The following is a 20,118-nucleotide window of genomic DNA, read 5'->3' on the forward strand; positions in this document are numbered from 1 at the left end:
TCTCCCCTTTCTTTAATAAAATATATTTCCTCGTGACCCAAACACCTATTTTTTGTAAATACTATCGTTTAACCTTTAAACCAAGTAATTCAGCAAAACCAATTGCTTGTTCAGTTGAAACCACACAACCACTTAAATTTTTTAAAGTTACATTTAATCGTTCAAAAGTGCATGTACTGATATCCACATTATTTAGAGGCGTTTCGCTAAAATCAACTTCATCAATATTACAGCGTTCAAATTTCACTTTCTTAAATTGGCAGTCATAATAGCTTGTACCACGTAATGAAGACTGATCAAAACAAATTTGTTTTAATCTTGCTACTCCAAAGTTACACAAATTCATCACACAACCTTCAAAAGAAACGTTCCCTAAATGGGCCTCTGAGAAATCAACACCTAACAGCTTACAGTTTCTAAATGTAACCCGATGAATAATTCCTTCGTTAAATTTTGAGTTAGATAAATCGCAGTTTTCAAAGGTAACATCAGTCATATCAATTTTGTTGAAGTTCGAGTTAATCAAAGATACTTTTTGAAACATAACTTTAGAAACAATTAAACGTTCAATACTATCATTCTCTCTACTTATATTCGTAATAAGTTGATTCGATAGATATGGTTCTTCATCGTAAAAAATATCTTCAAAAGTTCCTTGAATTAAATCATTTGGAATAATAGGAAGTTCAATTTTAAATTTTGTAGTCATTCTATTTATCCTTTCTCACTTTAATTTCGCAATTTATTCTACCCATCCTTTTTTATAGTTTTAAATAATAACTACAATTACCTACTCGACGTATCATGTTATGTAGATATCTTCAGCTACTCTCGCTTGAACATACGTTCGTATTATATTATAATAAATTTCATCTTAACTAAAAAGGAGTTTTGCCTTATGAGTCAAAGAGTTGCTTATTACGATGTTGCGCCTGATGGAATGAAAATTATGATGGATATGGAGAAGTATACTAAGACATCGAAAATTCATCGAACGATTAGGGAGCTTATCAAAATTAGAGTTTCTCAAATTAACGGGTGTGCCTTCTGTCTAGATTTGCATACAGCCGATGCTCGAAAGATGGGTGAAACTGAACAACGTATTTATTGTTTAAATGCTTGGAATGAATGCACTTATTATACACCAGAAGAGAGAGCTGCTCTAGAACTATCCGAACATATTACGCTAATTCCTACTAAAAGAGTTCCTGAAAACCTCTATAAAAGAGTACGTGAATACTTTGATGAGAAACAATATGTTGACCTTGTACTAATCATCAATCAAATTAACAGTTGGAATAGGATTTCGATTGCAATGGGAAATACTGCTACTGAAAAGTAATTTTTTATAAACGAACATTTTTGAGTGTTCGTTTTTTCTAATTTATTGCTTTTCCCTCATACAACTGAACAATTAGCTTTTTCAATTCAAATTACCACAACCGAATGATTGTGGTAGGAAATTTTATACGTCTTCTTTTTTATTTATTACGTTTTGAGGAAGTGTTTTCGTTGTATTGTTTTTCATTATTTGCATTGTTCTTTTGCTCTTTAGTTAGATCATTTTCTTCACGCACATCTAAATCGTCAGGGCTCAAATCTGCTCCAAATTCTACTTGTTTTTCTTCACTTTTATTGCGCTTTTCGTTTGTCAAAATTATCACCTCCGATATATAAATTATCCATTTTGGCGTAAATTATACTTATAAATATTACACTATTTCTTCGGTAATAAAGTTTGCTGATATTATCTGCGAATGTACCTTTTCTTATCTTAATCAATTTTGCCTCAGCATAATTGCGTCTGGAATCGGCTTTGTGCTTAGGCCTGCGTGAGAGCCGACACGAAGTCGTTCATTTCGGTAATGCCACAGGACGTGGCGTTTTTACCGATGCAGGTCAGTTGGCCGTTATCGCATGGATGCGATGATTTTAGTCTAACATCTTTTTAGAACTCCTTTCCGATTCCTTACAAAAGTCATTTGCTGAAAGAAGTTAAACCATTTGATAAACATTCAATCATTTTTTTTACAGTCTTCCCGAATGCTTGCTCACCAATTTCTTCTCGATGTAAAGGTAGAAGCATCATTAGTCGAAAAAGGCCGATTAGAACTTCCGGATCCTCTTCAGTAACCCCTTTTACCTGTAAAAATTTCACAAAATCTAACGAACTTTCTAAATCTTCTTTGGCATGGTCATCGATAAGTTTTTTAGGGAGTCTCTTAACTATTTTCTCGTATTCCCCTCTTTGATAAAGATTTTGTAAAAATGCATTTTCTTCTATTGCTTTAAAAGAAATATCAAAAAATCTAATTAAAAGTTCTTTTGGTGGTAAGGATTCACTCATCACCTCAGTAATGATTTTCTTTTTTATTTCTTCTTCTCTTCGCAATACAGCATAAAATAATTCTTCTTTTGAAGGATAGTATGAATAAAAAGAACCCTTTGCAATCCCACATGCATTTACTATGTCATCAATACTTGTTTTAGAAAAACCATACTGAATAAATAACTCTTTACTCTTGTTGAGAAGTGTTTCATGTATTTGTTTCCTCTGTTCAGTTGATATTCTTGCCATCATAATGCCACCTCTTTATTTGACTATTTGTTGATTTTTAGTCATTTATCTGTTAAGTTGATTTTATTAAATTTATTCTTTTTTGTAAAGAGATGGCTTATTCAGAAGGAGAACAGCAATATGAGAATAAAAAATAATATTCCTATCCATGGTTTTGTTGCACCCGGTTTTGAATTAGTGAAGGAAGAATTTATTAAGAATTTTACTAGTAGAGGAGAAGTCGGAGCTGCATTTTCTGTTTATATTAATGACGAACCCGTTGTTGATTTATGGGGCGGATATCGAGATCGAAAAACTCGTGCTGAATGGGAGGAAGACACCTTAGTACAAGTATTTTCTGCTTCAAAAGGGTTTGCTGCATTAGCTTTAAGTCTAGCGCATTCAAGAGGAAATATTGATTATGATGCGACAGTTTGTACATATTGGCCAGAATTCGCTCAAAATGGCAAAGAAAAAATTACAGTTAGACAGCTCCTGGCACATCAAGCTGGTTTGTCTGCTCTCGATAGACTTAATATTGAAAATTTAGAAGACCTAGATACTTCACGCTTATCACAGTCCATTGCTGCAAGTAAACCTGATTGGGAGGTGGGAAAATTTCATGCGTATCATGCATGGACAATTGGGACATTAATTGCAGAGCTCATTAGAAGAACTGATCCGAAACACCGTACCCTAAAAGATTTTTTCAAAGAAGAAATTGCTGAACCGCTAAACGCAGAATTTTATATTGGATTACCTGCAGAAATTTCAGAAGAGAGAATTACAACTATTGAAGGAATAAACCACCCTATCCAGTTACTTAAAGGAATGACTAAATTGCCACCAAAGATGTTACTTAACTTTTTAAATTCTAAGTCACTAGTAGCTCGAAGTTTAGTTGATCCTAAAAAATTTGTGGCAAATAATAATTTTAATCATCGCCCTATTCTATCTATTGAATTTCCATCAGGTAACGGAGTTGGGCAAGTCAGAGGAATGGCAAAAATTTATGGTGCATTTGCAAGCCGTGCAAAAATACTCGGATTAAGCTCTTTAACATTGAATGAATTAAGCATGGGCGCCACACCACCAAAAGAAGGCTTCTACGACCATGTGAATTGTATAGACATAGCATATTCTTTAGGCTTTTGGAAACACTTCTCTAATATGCAATTTGGTCGAAGTGAAAGCTCTTTTGGACATCCTGGAGCTGGAGGTTCGTTCTGCTTTGCTGATCCAGACGAGGGATTAGGATATGCGTACGCTATGAATAAACATGGATTTGGCATGGCTAATGAACCAAGAGAACTTGCCCTACGGCATGCGCTGTATAGTTGTCTTTAAAGATAGTTAGATGTTATATCATATCATTAGTGATGTAATTTACATTAAACTATGAATATAAAGCAAAAGGAGAAATAATTTATGGCTGAAAAATATGTGCATCACATTTGCATACAAACGAATACATATGTTGAATCTTTAAATTTTTACACTGAGGTATTAGGATTTGAACTAGCACAGGAGTCACCAAATTTCCACGATAGACATTTTAATACTTGGTTAAAACTTGGAGCATTTTATATTGAACTCCAAACTGGAAAGTATAATGAAGATCTCGAAACATGCAATTCAAATGCTCAAGGCATTGTACATTTCTGTTTATGGGTTGACAATCTTAGTCAAGAAGTAGAACGATTGAAGGATATGAATGTTCATTTCATTCGTAAAAATGATGAAATTATTTATAAGGTTGAAAATGGCCAGCTTTGTAAGTTAATAGCGCCTGAAGGAACTATTATAGAAATTCGTGATAATAAAGGAATTTAAAATAATCTTCATCCCTTTTCGTTTTATTCAGAAATACAGCCAGGTCTCATTTTATTAAGATGAGTCCTGGTCTTTTGTTTAAATGGCTAAATGTAGCTATCCTAATTTTTTCACTGCTTATAATTCTCTCATTTTTTGTCCAAGCTATATACAAAACCCCTTTAATTACACAGAATTTTTAAAAGTAGGGATCAAAAAAATGAAGAAAACAATTACGTTGATAGTAAGTTTAACAGCTGCACTATTGCTTTCTGGATGTTGGGATGTTACTGAACCACAAAGAATGTACTATATTGACGGAATTGGTGTCGATTATAAAGATGGTCAATATGAAATATATATGCAAATCATTAATTTTGCGAATGTAGCTAAATCTGAAGGGCCTACCCCTCAAGCAGCACCGTCAGAAATTGGATATGCTAAAGGTAAAACGATGGAAGAAGCCTTTTTTAAACTATATCGCTCCATCGACCAAAAAGTATTCTGGGGACATATGACCTTTATTCTTTTCTCTGAGGATGCCTTAAAAAACGGGAATTCCATTCCTGTTGTTGACAGTTTTTTACGTCATCGGGCAACGAGATATCAAATATTGGCTTTTGTAACAAAAGATCCTATTAAAGAGGTTCTTTTAATCACACCGATATTAAATAAATCATTAACAGCTTCAAAGCTAAGCAATCCATTGCATACAAAAGAGCTAAACACATATGTAGAGCCCGTTGATTTAAGAAAACTCATTATCTTTTTAAATGAGCCGAGTCATGAAGTGAATCTTCCGCTTGTAACAATTAACAAAAACTGGGAAACGATGGATAAGCCAACATCAGAAACTGCAATAACAGGTTTCGGGATAGTTTCTAAGAATGGATTTAAAGGCTATTTAAATGATGGGGATGCAAGGGGTATCCAATGGATGTATCATAAAAAAACTCGAGGAGACGTAACCTTTAAATTAGACAATAAAGAAAAAGAATACTTAACAGTTGATTTAGAAAAATTAAGTACAACTATTAAACCAATTATAAAAAACAATGAAGTCACATTTGAAGCGGAAATAAAATTAAATGCCATCATCAATGGTTTCAAAGGAAAAGTAAGCACCGACGAAATAAGAGAAGGTATTATTAAGGAAGTAACAAAAGATATAAAAGCATCCTATGAAGCAGGTATACAATTGGATGTTGATGTTTTCCGCTTATCTGAGCAGCTATATCGAAAAAACATAAAAGTATGGAAAAAAATACAGAAAGATGGCAAAATACCATTGACAGCAGACTCACTTAGTAAAATAAAAGTTACCGTAAATAAAGTTAATCCTGGTCGAAAAACATTTGCTGAAACAATTAAAGAATAGCTATTTTCAACACATTTGTGTCAGCTATCCAACGAATTATTCAATCAAAATCTAATTCGAACTATGATTTTTGGTTCTATGTGTTATAATGCTGTTGATGGCTAAGCCATTATAAGGGCAAGACCAATTCTTAGCTGTAGCGTTGTCACACGCTACAGCATTTTACATTATTTAAAAAATATCTGAGCGCTTATTCAGACGACGAACCACTATCACTACAACTAGATGTATCACTATAACTAGACGCACTGTCCGAACAATTGTGTCTATTTAAATCTTCTACGGATGTATTTGTTGAACTATAATCAATATGAGTATTCGAATGATTGGAATGACTTCTTGTTGAACTATCATAATTATAGAATTCCTTTTTTATTAAGCTAATCATTCCTACTAAAATAATGAATCCCATAATTACAATAAAGAACCCCATTCTTCACTCCCCCTTTCCGATAACAATTCAATTTTATCATCAAAAAACGAGTTGATTAACCATTTTTAACCAATTGCATTAGTGGACGCTACTCGCTTTTCTGATAGCGAACATCCTTAAAATTCGTTCGTTACAACATTGAACCCTAACTTTTCAGCTTCTTGACGGACAAAGTCTTCATCTAAATGCATACACCAAAATTTTGAACGTACATCAGAATTCACTAACTCACTAAGTTTTCGTAATGACAAGTGCACATTGCCCTCATAATCAGCTTTACAAGTATCAACATAAACATAATCGTATGCTATTGGATTTCGTAAAGATTCTTTAAGGTTATTGGTATCTCCTGAATAATAAATAAGTTTGTCATCTATACATAATTCAATTGAATAAGAAGGTATCTCTTTAACATGACTAGATCTTTCGAAAAGTACTTTACTGAAATTAAATGTGTACTGTGTATCCGATTGACATTTTTTTGTTAAGCAATGAACCCCTGGTATAATGCCATTAATTGCCAACAATTCTTCAATTTTCACATCATAAACGGAATAAACAGAAACATTAGGTTTTGCCATTTCGCCATGGCAATAATAGCTATAAAAAATAAAATCAGCAAGGCTTCCTACGTGGTCCGCATGAGTATGAGTTATCAATACATGGATGTGATCGATACCTTCTAGTAAATCATGTTCCTTTATGCGGTGAAAAATGTTGCTACCACAATCAATTAGTAACATCTGATGTCCTACTTTATAATACGCTGAAGTATTACCTAGTTTCGTATTAAACGCACTTCCCGAGCCAATAAATTTCAACATATAGCAGCCTCTCTTCTCCATTTACTTTATTTCATAAACAATATGATTGGTTCTTTAATGCTACCCCCTAATTTCCATCTGTTCAAGAACTATCTATTTAAAGCATTCTGTTTCTATGTTAGTTGAGACCTCTCAACTACAACAGTCATTTTCCACTATTCATTTTCGGCTTCCTCAACACTTCCCTTTCTTTTTCGAATATTTTTGGGAAATTTTATAAATTTAACCCCTTACAAATTCTTTATTTGATAATATTGGAATTAGAATGGAAAAATGAAGGGATGGGTGTTATGAAAGCTATTATTTTTGACTTTGATGGAACTTTAGCAAACACATTACCGATTTGTTATTACGCCTTTCAGAATGTCTTCAAAGAATTTGACAATAAAGACCTTTCTTCAGAAGAAATTAAAGCAATGTTCGGTCCATCAGAAACCGGAATTATTAGAGAAAATCTAATAAATTCAAATACAGAGCAAGCTATTGAAATGTATTATAAAAAGTATTTAGAGAACCATTCAAACTTAGTTAAACATAATGTGGAAATCGATGAAATGATCAAACATTTAAACGACAATGGTATTAAAATAGGAATCGTTACAGGAAAAGCAAGAAGGAGTTTAGATATTTCACTAAAAGCTCTGCAAATGGATCATCTGTTTGATGTCATAATAACAGGCGATGATGTTAGTAACCCAAAACCTCATCCAGAAGGAATAATCAAGGCATTATCATTATTGAGTGTGAGAAATAATGAGGCTATGTATGTTGGAGATAGTGATGCTGATATACAAGCAGGAATTGAAGCAAATATACATACGGTAGGCGTTAGGTGGTTGCAAGATTATCAAGCTTCAGAATTTAATATAAAACCTAATTCTCTCTTTAACAGCGTGAATCATTTTATTAATTTTCTTAATATAGGTAGTCATCATGAGTTATAAATGGTTAGAATGGGCAAAGAAGATCCAATCAATATCCCAGGCAGGATTAACTTTTTCAAAAGACGTTTATGATATTGAACGTTATGAAGAATTAAGAAATTTAAGTGCCCAGATAATGAGAGAATACACTGGATTAGAAATGCAAAAAATCAAGGATTTATTTACGAATGAAACAGGTTATCAAACACCAAAAATAGATGTTCGAGGAGCAGTATTTAATAACAATAAAATCCTATTAGTAAAAGAAAAAATTGATGACAGATGGTCTTTGCCAGGTGGTTTCTGTGAGATAGGTTTGTCGCCAAGTGAAAACATTGTCAAGGAAATTAAAGAAGAAGCAGGATACGATGTAGTCCCTACGAAATTACTTGCTTTATTGGATATGAATAAGCACCCTCATCCACCACAAGCATATCATTATTATAAATTGTTTATTCAATGTGAGATTATTGGTGGGCAAGCAAGAAATGGTTTGGAAACAAAAGGAGTACACTTTTATCATGAAGATAATTTACCAAACCTTTCTTTAGGTAGAAATACAGATACTCAAATAAAATTGCTTTTTGAATTCTTAAGAGATCCTCATAAAGATACGATATTTGATTAAAAGTTTTGAAGTTAATGGAATCATTAGCTAAGAAAGATTGGATTTAACAATCGAGCGCAATTCCTGAGAAAAGTCCAATTTCTTAATTTTAATATTAAGAAATTGGGCTTTATATTTATTTAAAATGACTTCTTGAATCTAGCTTTGAATAAATGTCCCCTTAATATTTTCTGGTAAGTCATCCATATTAATTTCTTTTGGATCACCAGTATATCCTTCTAAGCTTCTAGGGATACAGACGATTGTTCCTTCTTTAAAAGGTTTATCTGCAAAAAAACTTACAACCTTTTCATTTCCATCTTTATCATAGCCTACTTGTGCATATACGTAATGACCATTACTATTCGGAGTTTGTAATTCCTCGTTAATTTGAACATAGTAGTCTTTTTCTATCAAAGCACCCTTGTCACCACAACCAACTAAGAAAGTAGTGAGTAAAAAAGTAATTGCTAAGAATTTCATAATCTTCATTTCTAATGCCTCCTCTTTTATAACGAAATAGTCTCGTTACATAAGAGTATAGATAGACTCTTCACTACTTTAAATTTCGAAACATGACAGTTAGCTGACAAAATTGTCATCTTATTAACATGAACTTGATTATATTATTCACCTTGCACTCTCAGCTACTCCCCTTAATGTTTCCAATATTTTTTGACGTTCAGCTTCAAAGTCAATTGCTTGTTCAACATTTTCATGGCGTTGATGGAACCATTCAGGGACAACCTCTTTACGCACTTGTAAATTGGATCGATGAGTACGATGTTGTCGTTGTTGTTTTTTAGCTTCAAATCGAAGTTTATCCGCTTCTACTTCTTCAATTGTTTTCAACTTCTTATTAGTCCAATCACGAAGAATCTTTTCAACGTAATTCCAACGAAGCACATTGTTTTCTACCGCTCGCTTCATCGCATGGATAACGAGGTCTTCTGACAGATCATCAATCCAATGACCGATTTTGAACGTGACATGAGCAGCTAGAGAACCAAAACCATTATCCTCGTAAAATCGGAATGCAGTTTGTGGTTTTGGAAGGTTCTCTCCTAAGGGATAGCTCCTATAATTATTATTATTATTATTATTATTTAGTGATTTATTATTAATTAGTAGTGACGGTTTTTCCGTTTGCGGGTTTACCGTCAATGGATTTTCCATCAACGGTTTATCCGATATCGGATTATCACTATACGGTTCAGCTTGTGGTGTTTCGAACACAAAAAGCTCCACTTTTCTAAATTTCCCATTGTTTGTTCTTCCCTGCATTTTATGAATATAACCAGCTTTTGTTAGCTCCTTCACGGTGTTAGCAGTAGATTCTCGGCTGCATTTGCTATGAGTGGCTAAATCGGAAATACAAAACGACCAATCATCTGGCAATGACAACATGTAAGCAAGCAAACCTTTTGCTTTCCAACTTAAATGAGTGTCATTTAAAAATCCTTTGTCTAAGACAACATAATTCTCCTTTTTATGAACCCTAAATATTGCCATGATGCCCCTCCTATTGTTTTGTAAGTTTTTTGAGTCATTCCCTTTCATTAACTTATATACAGATTTCGCAAAAGATAAGGGACAATATTTTGAGGAAAATAGGGATTTCCTCGCTTTAGCAGGCAAAAAAATAGGACATGCTACAATTGCATGTCCCGCTTTTTCCTTTTTATGGTCCGTAAACGTTTTATTTATATAACTCTTTATAAACGATTACTTTTAGTGCCGTCATTTCTTCGTCTGTTAATTTACCTTCCATTTCTTGAATGACCTGCTCTTTCGTCATTGAACCATTTTGTACTTTTACTCTTATATTATTAAGCTCCGAGATACCAACTTTTTGAATTAATACTTTTGTAGCCTCTTCTTTTGTTGTAAACGGTAACTTGCTGCTGTCTGCAGTTTTAGCTTCTTCCATAAATGATTTTAATTGAGGGTCACTTTCAATCGTATTTTTAATTTCATCCATTTGACCGCTTTCCTCTAATTCTGTTGAAATATTCTCAACAACTTTATCGGATGCAAATTTAATACCATAATGATAAACCCCATAACCAATAACACCGAGTAAAATGACAATGATCAGAAGAAATTTAATAAATCTCATACTCTCACACTCCTTAATTCTAAACATAATAATACTATATAGTGTAGAAAGATGAGAAATGATAACCTTGCGTACAAGGCTTTTTCAATATCGTTCCTCTTTAGACAAATTCGAGTAACAAATGAAGGGAAAAATAAAAGGATTAAGTTCGGCACGGTATAGAACTCAACCCTTAGAAGTATTTTAACTCTTATTGGCTCATAAGATTTTTCGGTTATAATTTAATCCGCTAATATTTCTTTAAATTCTTTTCCCTTTTGGACGTATGTGTCGATTGATAACTGGATTAACTCGATGTCTTTGTCTTGCAGCTGGCGAACGACTTTCCCAGGTGAGCCAACGACCAATGAACGTGGAGGGATTTTCGAGCCTTGTGTAATAAGTGTGTTTGCACCGATAATGCATTCTTCCCCAATTTCAGCATGATCTAAAATGACAGAACCCATCCCAACAATTGAGCGACAACCTATTTTGCAACCATGTAAGACTACTTGATGACCTACTGTTACTTCATCTTCTACAACAACTGGCGCCCCTTCATATAAATGGATGGTTGTATTATCTTGGATACTACACCGTTTTCCGATAGTAATGCTGTCTTCGTCCCCACGTAATACGGCGTTAAACCAAACAGACGATTGTTCACCAACTGTAACATCTCCAATAATATACGTGCCTGGCGCCTGAAATACTGATTCATGAACATTTGGCTTTTTTAAAGCGTATGTAATCTCCATAAAAATCATCCTTTCATTCATCTGAATATTTTGCTAGAATTTAGTATAACATATTTTAAACGGGGGTGCTATTTTTGAATCAATTATGTTCTGTATTAGCAATAAAATATCCTATTATCCAAGGGGGAATGGGTAATATCAGTAGTCCTAAACTCGTGGCAGCTGTATCGAATGCAGGTGGCTTAGGGACAATCGGCTGTGGGACAATGACACCAGTAGAAGTTGAGAAACGAATTGTAGCTACGAAGCAATTAACGCAAAAACCATTTGCCCTCAATGTGCCAATCAATGTCAGTCCTTACACAAAGGAATTATTGCAATTAGCTATTACACATAAAGTACCGGTCGTTTCATTATCAGCAGGTAATCCAACATTATATATAGAGAAATTGCATGCTCACCATATTCGAGTAATTGCTGTTGTTGCCTCTGTTAAACATGCAATTAAAGCAGAGCAAGGCGGAGCAGATGTGATTGTCGCGGAAGGTTTTGAGGCTGCAGGAATTAACTCAAATTTAGAATTGACAACCTTTACATTAATTCCTCAAGTAGTCGATGCGGTTTCAGTACCTGTTGTAGTAGCAGGTGGTGTTGGTGATGGACGCGGATTAGCAGCTTCGTTCATGCTTGGAGCAGCCGGTGTACAGATGGGAACTCGTTTTATTGCTACACAGGAAATGCCAGTCCATCCGGCCTATAAACAAAGACTACTCGATGCAACCGATGTGGAAACGGTCATTCTAGGACGTTCGATTGGACAGGTTCGCCGTGTGTTATGTTCACCTTACGCCTCTTCCCTTCTTGCAGATGAAGCAAATGGTATTAAACTCGCTGACTACCAAGAACGTACATCCGAAACTTATCATATAAAAGGGGCCATTGAAGGTAATGAACAAGGCGGTTTTATGAATAGCGGCCAAATCGCAGGGATTATTCAAGAATTACCGACTGTTGCGACACTTATCGAGACAATGATGGATGATGCTCAGCAATGTCTAAATCGGACATTATTGAATCATTTCACAGATTCAGTTTGGGGTGTTCAATCATGACGACTATGATCGATTTAAAGCGAGTGATTGATGGAGAAATTGAACCACCAGCATGTGATAAAACATTAGGTATCCAAGTAACATCAGCTGTTGCCGGTAGAGCAGTTTGCTCTTGGAACGTCGATGAACGCTTTTTAAATGGTCATCAAGTCGTCATGGGAGGATTCATCACTTCTGCAGCAGATATTACTATGGCCTATTCGATGGCTACTATATTAGAAAGAAATCGAGGATTCGCGTCAATCAATTTGCAAACAACATTTTTACGACCACTTCTCATCGGAACGGCCATTATTGAATCAATAATTGTCAAACAAGGTAAAAAAACATGCTATGTAGAGGCGTCAGTTTCTCAAAACGGAAAGTATGTCGCCAAAATAACATCTTCTATCATGATTCTATAAACGAAAAAAGCTTATCCATTATAATTATGGACAAGCTCTTTTTTCATTTTTTAATTATCTGCATGGAATATTTCCTCAAAGAAACGGCATGAAGGGCCTTCCAATAAATTATAATATTCTTGGAATAATAGCGCAGCATGATTTCCACTCCACATAGGCGGTAATAATTCTTGTGGCAGTCCTGGATCGATAAATAAAAATTTACGATATTCATGAACAAGATTTGTACGCTCTACAAAACACTCGGCATCCGACATTTCTTTTCTTGAGATTGCACTTTGATGGATAATAAATTGCTTACTATATTGATCCATAAACTTCTCATAACGTGCTTCAATCTCAGCCAACGACCAGCTTTTTTCAATCAGTGCTTCATGATCATGAGGGCCGATATATTCAGCAGTAAAAAAATCTACATGATTAGCAATATCATATTTTTGAATGAGGAGTTTAACCTCTTCTTCTAAATTATTTGGGGATATCCAACAACCATTCGAAAAGGAACCAAATCCACTCCATAAGAGCTCTTTACGTAATTCATCTCGAATTTGACGCTTATCTTCTGGAATTGAGTACATTAAAAGTCTCCATTTTCCATCCCACTGAGTCGGTTTTAATTTAAAAATACGATTTGCCGCTTCTTGCATCCGTATTTCACCGCGTTTTGTTAAAAAATAATAACTACGATTTCCTCGTTTTTCTGATTGCAGCCATCCTTGTTTGACCATTCTAGATACAGAAACACGTACATTTTGTTCTGTGTGACCGAATTCTTTTAATAAACGAATCAAACTACCAATCCAAATTTTTGAACCGTAACGCATAATATAATCGCCATAGAGCGTAAAAATCATAGACTGTGTATTTGTGCCCATTCTCTCCCTCTACTTTCTAACTCATTTTCCCTGAAACGCAGGTTGCCGTCTCTCACTGAATGCCTGTAAAGCTTCAAGACGATCTTCTGTCGGAATGACTAGTTCATATGCCTTCGATTCTATCGCAAGACCTGTTTGTAGATCGGTATTCATTCCTTGTGTAATGGCATATTTTGCTTGACGAACAGCGACAGGGCCATTTTGCATAATACGTATTGCAAGTGATTCACATTCGTCCAACAACGCCTCCCTTGGCACAGCTTTTAAAATGATGCCTAGAGTTGCTGCCGCTGTTGCTGTAATTTTCGCTGCTGTTAAAATCATTTCTTTCGCTTTCATTTCACCGATTAATCGTGGTAATCGCTGCGTACCACCTGCACCAGGAATTATTGCCCAACTTGTTTCAGTTAGACCGAGTAGTGCCTCGTTAACTGCAATTGCAAAATCACATGCTAATAACCATTCAAATCCCCCACCTAGCGCATGCCCATTAACTGCTGCAATAGTTGGTTGAGGTAAATTTGCGATACTATTAAACACGTCTCGAATTGCTCGTACGTTCCGACGTACTTCTTGCGTTGTTAATGTTTTTCGTTCTTTTAAATCTGCACCAGCACTAAATGCCTTTTCGCCCGCACCTGTAAAAATTACAGCGCGGACATTTTCAGCTGTATGTAATTCGTCTACTACTTGTTGTAGCTGAGATAAAGTATCATAATTGAAACAGTTTAACACCTCTGGACGATTTATTGTTACATAAGCAATATAATTTTCTATTCTAAATGAAATACTTTTCATTTGCAAACTCTCCTTTTCTATTCAATTATTTCCGAAAAAAACGGCACATTAATTGTGCCGTTTTTATTTATCCTTCGATATTTTCAATAATCGTTGCAATCCCTTGCCCGACACCGATACACATTGAAGCAAGGCCATATTGTACGTTTTGTTTTTTCATCTCATAAAGTAATGTGGTCACTATCCGGGCACCGCTTGCACCTAGTGGATGACCGAAAGCAATAGCGCCTCCGTTGACATTGACTTGTGCTGGATTTAATTCAAGCTGCTTAATGGATTCTATTGCTTGGGAAGCAAATGCTTCGTTTATTTCATACAAACCAATATCATTTGTTGTAAGGCCAGCGCGTTGTAATGCTTTTCTTGAAGAATAGATAGGGCCTAAGCCCATAACAGCAGGCTCTAATCCTGTAACAGCACCTGTTATATATCGTGCTAATGGTGTTATACCTAACTCTTTTGCTTTTTCTGCACTCATTAATATTAAAGCCGATGCACCATCGTTTACACCAGAGGCATTACCTGCTGTGACTGTACCATTTTCAAAAATAGGTCGTAATTTGGCAAGTGCCTCTTTTGTTGTTTCAGGGCGTGGATGTTCATCTGTATCCACGATGATTTCATTGCCTTTTTTATCTTTCACGTATACAGGTACAATTTCATCTGCGAAACGGTTTGTGGCAAGCGCTTTTTTTGCACGTTGCTGACTTTCATATGCAAATGCATCTTGTTCTTCACGACTAATATTAAAACGTTTGGCTACGTTTTCAGCAGTTTGGGGCATTGTATCCGCTCCATACATGCTTTGCAATTTTGGGTTCGTAAATCGCCAGCCGATTGTTGTATCAAACATCTTTTGATCGCCTCTCGGATAATCTACTTCCGGTTTGCCCATGACAAACGGTGCACGCGTCATACTTTCCGTACCACCTGCAATAAAAATATCACCTTCACCACTCTTAATAGCACGAGCTGCAAAATGTATAGCATCCATGCCTGAGCCACAAAGCCGATTTATGGTAGTTCCTCCGACTTCAATTGGTAGCTCAGCAAGCAACGCAGCCATACGGGCGACGTTTCTATTATCTTCTCCCGCTTGGTTGGCATTTCCGAAAATAATATCTTCAATTTGTTCGACTGGCACTTTTGGATTACGTTCTATAAGCGCCTTTATGACAGTTGCAGCTAAGTCATCCGGTCGAACTGTTTTTAATGCACCTTTATAACGTCCAATTGGTGTACGAACAGCATCTATGATAACTACTTCAGTCATTTTTTTACCACCTCTTTTTTCTCACTATAATCATATACACCTTTCCCACTCTTGCGGCCAAGACGTCCAGCTTGTACATATTGTTCAAGCAGTGGTGCAGGGCGGTATTTCTCACCGAGCTTTTCATGTAAATATCGCAAATTATTCAGACGTGCATCTAGACCGACTAAATCGACCAATTCGAACGGTCCCATTGGATAATTTAAACCCAGTTTAATGGCTTTATCGATGTCTTCAGGACTACCTAAGCCTTCCTGTAACATATAAAATGCTTCATTCCCAACGAGTGCACTAATACGACTTGTAACAAAACCTGGAAATTCATTGATAACGACAGTTTGTTTACCCATTTGTTTAGCAATCTCGCAAATGGTTTGGACTGTCTCATCACTAGTTTCCAAACCTCTAATAATTTCAACGAGCTCCATTTTCTGCACAGGATTAAAAAAGTGCATCGCAATGGTTTGTTCAGGTCTTTTCGCGTAGGAAGCAATTTCTGTTGGACTCATTGTTGAAGTATTTGTGGCAAATAAACAGTGGGGTGAAGCAAACTGTTCCATCTGTTCAAAGACAGCACGTTTTATGTCCCTTTTTTCAGGTACGGCTTCAATGATTAAATCCGCTTTCTTTGCAATAGTTGCTAAGTCTGTCTCATAAGTTAAACGTAACATCGCTTCTTGTACTTGTTGCGCTGTTAATTTTCCGCGTACTACAGATTTTTCGAAAATAGACGTTATTTCTTTTTGCGCATTTTGTAACGCCTGTTCGTTAATGTCTATAATAGCTGTTTCAAAACCACTGATTGCGCATACATAAGCAATTCCACGTCCCATAACCCCTGATCCGATGACAATAACTTTTTTCATGAAAGTAACCTCCTTAAAGTGAAAACCACATACGAAGAGTGAAGATATCTCATCGCATATGGTTTTTGTGGTGGTTAGACGCCTAGTGGATTTAGTGAGCGGCTACCATAATATGAAATGATACTTTTCGTCTCTGTATATAAATCTAATGTTTCGATACATAGTTCACGTCCGAAACCAGATTGCTTATATCCGCCAAATGGAGTACCTGGCATTGCGGAGAATGGACAATTGACCATTACGATACCTGCTTGGATTTGATTGGCAACACGAGTAGCACGTGCCCCATCTTTAGACCAAACCGCTGAGCCTAAACCAAACTCTGAATCATTCGCTAGTCGAATAGCTTCTTTTTCATCGCTAAACGGCATCACAACAACCACTGGACCAAATATTTCTTCACGAACAACTTTCATGGATTGAGTTACGTCTGTAATAACAGTTGGCTCATACCAGAAACCATTTTCAAAGCCCTCTACAGCCGCCACTTTGCCACCTGTTAAAATTGTTGCGCCCTCTTCAATAGCAGATTTCACATAGCCGTCAATCGTATTTAACTGGTCTTGGTCAATAATTGCCCCCATGTGAGTACCTTTATCAAATGGATCGCCTAGTTTAATCGCTTTTGTTTTGGCAACAAATTTGTCTAAAAACTCATTATAAATGTCCTTGTGCACGTATAAGCGTGAACGCGCCTCGCAAGATTGCCCTGAGTTATAGAAAATGCCGTACAGTGAACCATCTACCGCCGCATCAATATCTGCATCCTCGAATACTAGACTCGGTGATTTACCACCTAGCTCTAATGTAACGCGTTTTAATGTTTGTGAAGCTTTTTCCATAATGCCTTTGCCGACTGGTGTTGAACCTGTAAAGGCTACTTTATCGACTTGCTGATGTTCTACTAAGTAATTCCCTACATCTTTCCCTGAACCAGGAACGATGTTGACAACCCCTGCTGGTACACCTGCTTCGAAGCAAATTTCACCTAACACGATTGCTGTCAAAGGCGTTAAAGAAGCTGGTTTCACAATAACGGAGCAACCAACGGCAATGGCTGGAGCAATCTTCCAAGCAGCCATCATAAGTGGGTAATTCCAAGGAACAATTTGTGCACATACGCCAACAGGCTCTTTTTCCGTGTAGTTATGGAATTGACCCGGCATATTATTTACTGCTCCGCGATGACCAACAATCGCGCCTGCATAAAATTCGAAATCTTCTATTGCTTGGTTTACTTGACCCTGCGCTGTGCCAAGTGATTTTCCTGTATCAAGCATTTCTAGCTCTACGATTTCATTAAAACGAGAACGCATGATAGCAGCAATTTTATGAAGCACTTGTGCACGACGATTCACAGGATATTGTTTCCATTTTCCGCGATCAAATGCTTCGCGAGCTGCTTGTACTGCACGTTCCGCATCTTCCTGCGAGGCTTTTGCGACAGTCGCTACGACTTCACCCGTCGCAGGATTAATCGTTTGGAATGTCTCACCTTTACTGCTCTCCACTTTTTCACCATTAATAATTAAATGATAAAAATCACGTTTCACTGAAACTTGCTCTTGTACTTGTTGTGCCATTGTCATTCACTCCTTTTTTATTGTCCGCTAAATTGAGGCTGTCTTTTTTCTGCAAATGCTTTCATACCTTCTTGGTGATCGTCTGTCGCTCCAGCAATACTTTGACTTTGTGCTTCGTAAGTAAGGAAGTCTTCGAACTTTAAATGTTCTGCCGCCTTGATATTACGTTTAATAAGACCTATTGCTTTTGTCGGTAACTGGACAATCTGTTGAGCGAATGTATGCACATCCTCTTCAAATGTTTCATTGCTATAAACAGCTGTTGTTAAGCCTAATTGTTTGGCTTCATCTGGTTTAATGCGTTGACCGAGTACAGAAATTTCAAGGGCTTTCGCGTCGCCAACTAATCGTTTTAAATAGTATAAATTCCCTGAATCAGGAATTAGCCCTACATGGATGAAGGCATTCATAAAGAAGGACTTTTCTGCCATCACGCGAAAGTCGGCAGCAAGGGCTAAACTAAAACCAGCCCCCGCCGCTGCACCATTCACAGCTGCGATTATCGGTTTTTCACAGCTATGTAGTTGTTGTACCATTGGACCATAGTAATCTGTTAAAATATCACCAAGTTTAGTATCTTCATCAATAACTGATAGGTCCTGACCCGAACAAAATGCACGTCCTTCACCGCGTAGTACAATACAACGTACCGAATCATCTGTAGATGCTTGTTTGACGGCCGTACGAATTTCGTGATTCATCTGTGCCGTGAAAGCATTTAATGTATCAGGACGATTTAATGAAATATAAGCTACGGATTCTTTTAGTTCGTATTGAATCGTTTCAAACATAATTATCTCCCCTTAAAGTTCGCTTGACGTTTTTCAACGAATGCTTGCATGCCTTCTTTTTGATCTTCTGAAGAGAATAATACATAGAAATTTTTACGTTCAAACTGCATACCTTCATAGAGCGAGTAGTCTACAGCTTTGTTGACTGCTTCCTTTATGAGTCGTAAAGCAAGGGCAGGTTTTTGTGCGAGCATCATCGCTGTTTTATGTGTTTCTTCTATTAATATTTCGGGCTGTACAACTTTGTTGATGACGCCATATGCGAGCGCTTCATCGGCAGTAATCCGCGCCGCACTCCAAATCCACTCTAACGCTTTTGTTCGCCCTACTAATTTTGTTAAGCGCTGCGTACCACCCGCGCCAGGCATTACACCAAGGTTTATTTCAGGGAAACTAAATTCTGTACCCTCTGCGGCAATTAATACATCGCAGCACAAGGCTAATTCAAAGCCACCTCCGAAAACAAACCCTTTAACACTACCGATAATAGGCTTTTTAATTTGCCCAATACGATCCCAATCGGCGAATTGATTTAATAGCTCTAAACGAATCGTATTATCTACCGCCATCTCATCAATATCTGCACCGGATGAGAATGCTTTTCCATTTCCAGCTAAAACGATGACCTGTACGTGCTCGTCACGATCAAACATTTCCATTGCCTGCACAATTTCACGTACCATTGCACGATTTAATGAATTGTATTGGCGAGGGCGGTTTAAGTAGATATACCCGATCCCACTGTCCATCGTTATTTCAATAAATGTGAATGCTGGCATTAGGCATCTTCACCGATTATTAATGTGACAATATCGCTCGCAAAGCTCATTAAATCTTTACCAGATGCTTTCCCTTCTGGTGAGCGTAGCCCAAGCTTTAAATCTTCTGCGCTATCATAGGTCATTTCACACATTAAGTAGTATGGCGTCTCTGTGCCCATCGGAGTTGAATTAAATTTTGTCACTTTCATTTCACGTAAGCCTGGGATTTTCGCAGTAATCGGAGTATGAACTTTTTCGTAATGCTCATCAAATGCTACCTTATCAACTGGGTGTTTATATAACGCGATTAATTTTGCCATCGTAA

Annotated in this window: 25 protein-coding genes; 8 read left to right on the plus strand and 17 right to left on the minus strand. The window is 36.5% G+C overall.

Annotated features, from left to right (window positions below):
• Positions 1-61: 61 nt before the first annotated feature.
• Positions 62-709: a pentapeptide repeat-containing protein gene (locus ACZ11_RS09865; protein ID WP_049665676.1), complete on the minus strand. Its 648-nt coding sequence runs from the start codon at positions 707-709 to the stop codon at positions 62-64.
• Positions 710-898: 189 nt separating this feature from the next.
• Between ACZ11_RS09865 and ACZ11_RS09870 the strand changes: the two genes are divergently transcribed.
• On the plus strand, positions 899-1,342 hold the full coding sequence (locus ACZ11_RS09870; protein ID WP_049665678.1) for a carboxymuconolactone decarboxylase family protein: 444 nt from the start codon (positions 899-901) through the stop codon (positions 1,340-1,342).
• Between the two features lie 139 nt (positions 1,343-1,481).
• On the opposite strand, the gene ACZ11_RS26580 is transcribed toward ACZ11_RS09870, so the two are convergent.
• Together ACZ11_RS26580 and ACZ11_RS09880 are read right to left on the minus strand one after the other, a co-directional pair.
• Positions 1,482-1,664, minus strand: a complete 183-nt coding sequence (locus ACZ11_RS26580; protein ID WP_049665680.1) for a hypothetical protein — start codon at positions 1,662-1,664, stop codon at positions 1,482-1,484.
• 314 nt (positions 1,665-1,978) lie between these two features.
• Entirely contained in the window at positions 1,979-2,581 is a 603-nt protein-coding gene (locus tag ACZ11_RS09880; RefSeq protein WP_236690829.1) for a TetR/AcrR family transcriptional regulator, read from the minus strand.
• 117 nt (positions 2,582-2,698) lie between these two features.
• Between ACZ11_RS09880 and ACZ11_RS09885 the strand changes: the two genes are divergently transcribed.
• The 3 genes from ACZ11_RS09885 to ACZ11_RS09895 all read left to right on the plus strand — a co-directional run bounded on the left by ACZ11_RS09885 (position 2,699) and on the right by ACZ11_RS09895 (position 5,747).
• Positions 2,699-3,904 (plus strand): serine hydrolase domain-containing protein, encoded by a 1,206-nt coding sequence (locus ACZ11_RS09885; RefSeq protein ID WP_049665683.1) that lies wholly within the window; start codon positions 2,699-2,701, stop codon positions 3,902-3,904.
• 81 nt (positions 3,905-3,985) lie between these two features.
• Positions 3,986-4,390 (plus strand): VOC family protein, encoded by a 405-nt coding sequence (locus tag ACZ11_RS09890; RefSeq protein WP_049665685.1) that lies wholly within the window; start codon positions 3,986-3,988, stop codon positions 4,388-4,390.
• Positions 4,391-4,589: 199 nt separating this feature from the next.
• Positions 4,590-5,747 carry a Ger(x)C family spore germination protein gene (locus tag ACZ11_RS09895; protein ID WP_049665687.1) on the plus strand — a complete coding sequence of 386 codons (1,158 nt, stop codon included), beginning with the start codon at positions 4,590-4,592 and terminating at the stop codon, positions 5,745-5,747.
• A gap of 190 nt (positions 5,748-5,937) precedes the next feature.
• Here ACZ11_RS09895 and ACZ11_RS09900 read toward each other — a convergent pair whose 3' ends face one another.
• Both ACZ11_RS09900 and ACZ11_RS09905 read right to left on the minus strand, forming a co-directional pair.
• Entirely contained in the window at positions 5,938-6,180 is a 243-nt protein-coding gene (locus ACZ11_RS09900) for a hypothetical protein (protein ID WP_049665688.1), read from the minus strand.
• A 116-nt stretch (positions 6,181-6,296) separates the two neighbouring features.
• The gene (locus ACZ11_RS09905) at positions 6,297-7,004 is read right to left on the minus strand and encodes an MBL fold metallo-hydrolase (RefSeq protein WP_049665690.1); all 708 of its coding nucleotides are present in this window, start codon (positions 7,002-7,004) and stop codon (positions 6,297-6,299) included.
• A 290-nt stretch (positions 7,005-7,294) separates the two neighbouring features.
• On the opposite strand from ACZ11_RS09905, the gene ACZ11_RS09910 reads away from it, so the two are divergent.
• The gene (locus tag ACZ11_RS09910) at positions 7,295-7,948 is read left to right on the plus strand and encodes an HAD family hydrolase (RefSeq protein WP_049665691.1); all 654 of its coding nucleotides are present in this window, start codon (positions 7,295-7,297) and stop codon (positions 7,946-7,948) included.
• Positions 7,938-8,555, plus strand: coding sequence for an NUDIX hydrolase (locus tag ACZ11_RS09915; protein ID WP_049665693.1), 618 nt, complete (start codon positions 7,938-7,940; stop codon positions 8,553-8,555). Before ACZ11_RS09910 ends, ACZ11_RS09915 begins: the two co-directional genes overlap by 11 nt.
• Before the next feature lie 138 nt (positions 8,556-8,693).
• Here ACZ11_RS09915 and ACZ11_RS09920 read toward each other — a convergent pair whose 3' ends face one another.
• From ACZ11_RS09920 to ACZ11_RS09940, 4 genes are all read right to left on the minus strand, one after another.
• Positions 8,694-9,026 carry a DUF1093 domain-containing protein gene (locus tag ACZ11_RS09920; protein ID WP_049665695.1) on the minus strand — a complete coding sequence of 111 codons (333 nt, stop codon included), beginning with the start codon at positions 9,024-9,026 and terminating at the stop codon, positions 8,694-8,696.
• A gap of 138 nt (positions 9,027-9,164) precedes the next feature.
• Complete coding sequence (locus ACZ11_RS09925) at positions 9,165-10,046, minus strand: DnaD domain protein (RefSeq protein ID WP_049665696.1); 882 nt, start codon at positions 10,044-10,046, stop codon at positions 9,165-9,167.
• A gap of 187 nt (positions 10,047-10,233) precedes the next feature.
• Positions 10,234-10,653, minus strand: coding sequence for a hypothetical protein (locus ACZ11_RS09935; RefSeq protein ID WP_049665699.1), 420 nt, complete (start codon positions 10,651-10,653; stop codon positions 10,234-10,236).
• A 221-nt stretch (positions 10,654-10,874) separates the two neighbouring features.
• On the minus strand, positions 10,875-11,390 hold the full coding sequence (locus ACZ11_RS09940; RefSeq protein WP_049665700.1) for a gamma carbonic anhydrase family protein: 516 nt from the start codon (positions 11,388-11,390) through the stop codon (positions 10,875-10,877).
• A gap of 74 nt (positions 11,391-11,464) precedes the next feature.
• On the opposite strand from ACZ11_RS09940, the gene ACZ11_RS09945 reads away from it, so the two are divergent.
• Both ACZ11_RS09945 and ACZ11_RS09950 read left to right on the plus strand, forming a co-directional pair.
• Positions 11,465-12,442 (plus strand): NAD(P)H-dependent flavin oxidoreductase, encoded by a 978-nt coding sequence (locus ACZ11_RS09945; protein ID WP_049665701.1) that lies wholly within the window; start codon positions 11,465-11,467, stop codon positions 12,440-12,442.
• Positions 12,439-12,846, plus strand: coding sequence for a PaaI family thioesterase (locus ACZ11_RS09950; RefSeq protein ID WP_049665703.1), 408 nt, complete (start codon positions 12,439-12,441; stop codon positions 12,844-12,846). The genes ACZ11_RS09945 and ACZ11_RS09950 overlap by 4 nt, the downstream gene beginning before the upstream one ends.
• A 50-nt stretch (positions 12,847-12,896) precedes the next feature.
• On the opposite strand, the gene paaX is transcribed toward ACZ11_RS09950, so the two are convergent.
• The 8 genes from paaX to ACZ11_RS09990 form a co-directional block, all read right to left on the minus strand.
• The gene (gene paaX, locus ACZ11_RS09955; protein ID WP_049665705.1) at positions 12,897-13,721 is read right to left on the minus strand and encodes a phenylacetic acid degradation operon negative regulatory protein PaaX; all 825 of its coding nucleotides are present in this window, start codon (positions 13,719-13,721) and stop codon (positions 12,897-12,899) included.
• A 21-nt stretch (positions 13,722-13,742) separates the two neighbouring features.
• The gene (locus tag ACZ11_RS09960; protein ID WP_049665707.1) at positions 13,743-14,519 is read right to left on the minus strand and encodes an enoyl-CoA hydratase-related protein; all 777 of its coding nucleotides are present in this window, start codon (positions 14,517-14,519) and stop codon (positions 13,743-13,745) included.
• A gap of 67 nt (positions 14,520-14,586) precedes the next feature.
• Positions 14,587-15,792 carry an acetyl-CoA C-acyltransferase gene (locus ACZ11_RS09965; protein WP_049665711.1) on the minus strand — a complete coding sequence of 402 codons (1,206 nt, stop codon included), beginning with the start codon at positions 15,790-15,792 and terminating at the stop codon, positions 14,587-14,589.
• Positions 15,789-16,658: a 3-hydroxyacyl-CoA dehydrogenase gene (locus ACZ11_RS09970; protein WP_049665712.1), complete on the minus strand. Its 870-nt coding sequence runs from the start codon at positions 16,656-16,658 to the stop codon at positions 15,789-15,791. Before ACZ11_RS09970 ends, ACZ11_RS09965 begins: the two co-directional genes overlap by 4 nt.
• Before the next feature lie 74 nt (positions 16,659-16,732).
• Positions 16,733-18,241, minus strand: coding sequence for an aldehyde dehydrogenase family protein (locus tag ACZ11_RS09975; protein WP_049665713.1), 1,509 nt, complete (start codon positions 18,239-18,241; stop codon positions 16,733-16,735).
• 17 nt (positions 18,242-18,258) lie between these two features.
• Positions 18,259-19,032: an enoyl-CoA hydratase-related protein gene (locus tag ACZ11_RS09980; RefSeq protein ID WP_049665715.1), complete on the minus strand. Its 774-nt coding sequence runs from the start codon at positions 19,030-19,032 to the stop codon at positions 18,259-18,261.
• A 2-nt stretch (positions 19,033-19,034) separates the two neighbouring features.
• Positions 19,035-19,811, minus strand: a complete 777-nt coding sequence (locus ACZ11_RS09985; protein WP_049665717.1) for an enoyl-CoA hydratase/isomerase family protein — start codon at positions 19,809-19,811, stop codon at positions 19,035-19,037.
• Positions 19,811-20,113, minus strand: a complete 303-nt coding sequence (locus ACZ11_RS09990) for an EthD family reductase (RefSeq protein ID WP_049665718.1) — start codon at positions 20,111-20,113, stop codon at positions 19,811-19,813. Before ACZ11_RS09990 ends, ACZ11_RS09985 begins: the two co-directional genes overlap by 1 nt.
• Positions 20,114-20,118 lie beyond the last annotated feature (5 nt).

The sequence above is a fragment of the Lysinibacillus xylanilyticus genome (genome assembly GCF_001183605.1).
Classification (GTDB): Bacteria; Bacillota; Bacilli; order Bacillales_A; family Planococcaceae; genus Lysinibacillus; species Lysinibacillus xylanilyticus.

Bases quoted from the DNA above. Each gene is read 5' to 3' on its own strand.
- ACZ11_RS09965 (WP_049665711.1), bottom strand. From the start codon at position 15,792: ATGACTGAAGTAGTTATCATAGATGCTGTTCGTACACCAATTGGACGT.
- ACZ11_RS09950 (WP_049665703.1), top strand. From the start codon at position 12,439: ATGACGACTATGATCGATTTAAAGCGAGTGATTGATGGAGAAATTGAA.
- ACZ11_RS09915 (WP_049665693.1), top strand. From the start codon at position 7,938: ATGAGTTATAAATGGTTAGAATGGGCAAAGAAGATCCAATCAATATCC.
- paaX (WP_049665705.1), bottom strand. From the start codon at position 13,721: ATGGGCACAAATACACAGTCTATGATTTTTACGCTCTATGGCGATTAT.
- ACZ11_RS09910 (WP_049665691.1), top strand. From the start codon at position 7,295: ATGAAAGCTATTATTTTTGACTTTGATGGAACTTTAGCAAACACATTA.
- ACZ11_RS09970 (WP_049665712.1), bottom strand. From the start codon at position 16,658: ATGAAAAAAGTTATTGTCATCGGATCAGGGGTTATGGGACGTGGAATT.
- ACZ11_RS09890 (WP_049665685.1), top strand. From the start codon at position 3,986: ATGGCTGAAAAATATGTGCATCACATTTGCATACAAACGAATACATAT.
- ACZ11_RS09895 (WP_049665687.1), top strand. From the start codon at position 4,590: ATGAAGAAAACAATTACGTTGATAGTAAGTTTAACAGCTGCACTATTG.
- ACZ11_RS09920 (WP_049665695.1), bottom strand. From the start codon at position 9,026: ATGAAGATTATGAAATTCTTAGCAATTACTTTTTTACTCACTACTTTC.
- ACZ11_RS09940 (WP_049665700.1), bottom strand. From the start codon at position 11,390: ATGGAGATTACATACGCTTTAAAAAAGCCAAATGTTCATGAATCAGTA.
- ACZ11_RS09905 (WP_049665690.1), bottom strand. From the start codon at position 7,004: ATGTTGAAATTTATTGGCTCGGGAAGTGCGTTTAATACGAAACTAGGT.
- ACZ11_RS09990 (WP_049665718.1), bottom strand. From the start codon at position 20,113: ATGGCAAAATTAATCGCGTTATATAAACACCCAGTTGATAAGGTAGCA.
- ACZ11_RS09975 (WP_049665713.1), bottom strand. From the start codon at position 18,241: ATGGCACAACAAGTACAAGAGCAAGTTTCAGTGAAACGTGATTTTTAT.
- ACZ11_RS09985 (WP_049665717.1), bottom strand. From the start codon at position 19,811: ATGCCAGCATTCACATTTATTGAAATAACGATGGACAGTGGGATCGGG.
- ACZ11_RS09925 (WP_049665696.1), bottom strand. From the start codon at position 10,046: ATGGCAATATTTAGGGTTCATAAAAAGGAGAATTATGTTGTCTTAGAC.
- ACZ11_RS09900 (WP_049665688.1), bottom strand. From the start codon at position 6,180: ATGGGGTTCTTTATTGTAATTATGGGATTCATTATTTTAGTAGGAATG.
- ACZ11_RS09870 (WP_049665678.1), top strand. From the start codon at position 899: ATGAGTCAAAGAGTTGCTTATTACGATGTTGCGCCTGATGGAATGAAA.
- ACZ11_RS09885 (WP_049665683.1), top strand. From the start codon at position 2,699: ATGAGAATAAAAAATAATATTCCTATCCATGGTTTTGTTGCACCCGGT.
- ACZ11_RS09865 (WP_049665676.1), bottom strand. From the start codon at position 709: ATGACTACAAAATTTAAAATTGAACTTCCTATTATTCCAAATGATTTA.
- ACZ11_RS09960 (WP_049665707.1), bottom strand. From the start codon at position 14,519: ATGAAAAGTATTTCATTTAGAATAGAAAATTATATTGCTTATGTAACA.
- ACZ11_RS09880 (WP_236690829.1), bottom strand. From the start codon at position 2,581: ATGATGGCAAGAATATCAACTGAACAGAGGAAACAAATACATGAAACA.
- ACZ11_RS09935 (WP_049665699.1), bottom strand. From the start codon at position 10,653: ATGAGATTTATTAAATTTCTTCTGATCATTGTCATTTTACTCGGTGTT.
- ACZ11_RS09980 (WP_049665715.1), bottom strand. From the start codon at position 19,032: ATGTTTGAAACGATTCAATACGAACTAAAAGAATCCGTAGCTTATATT.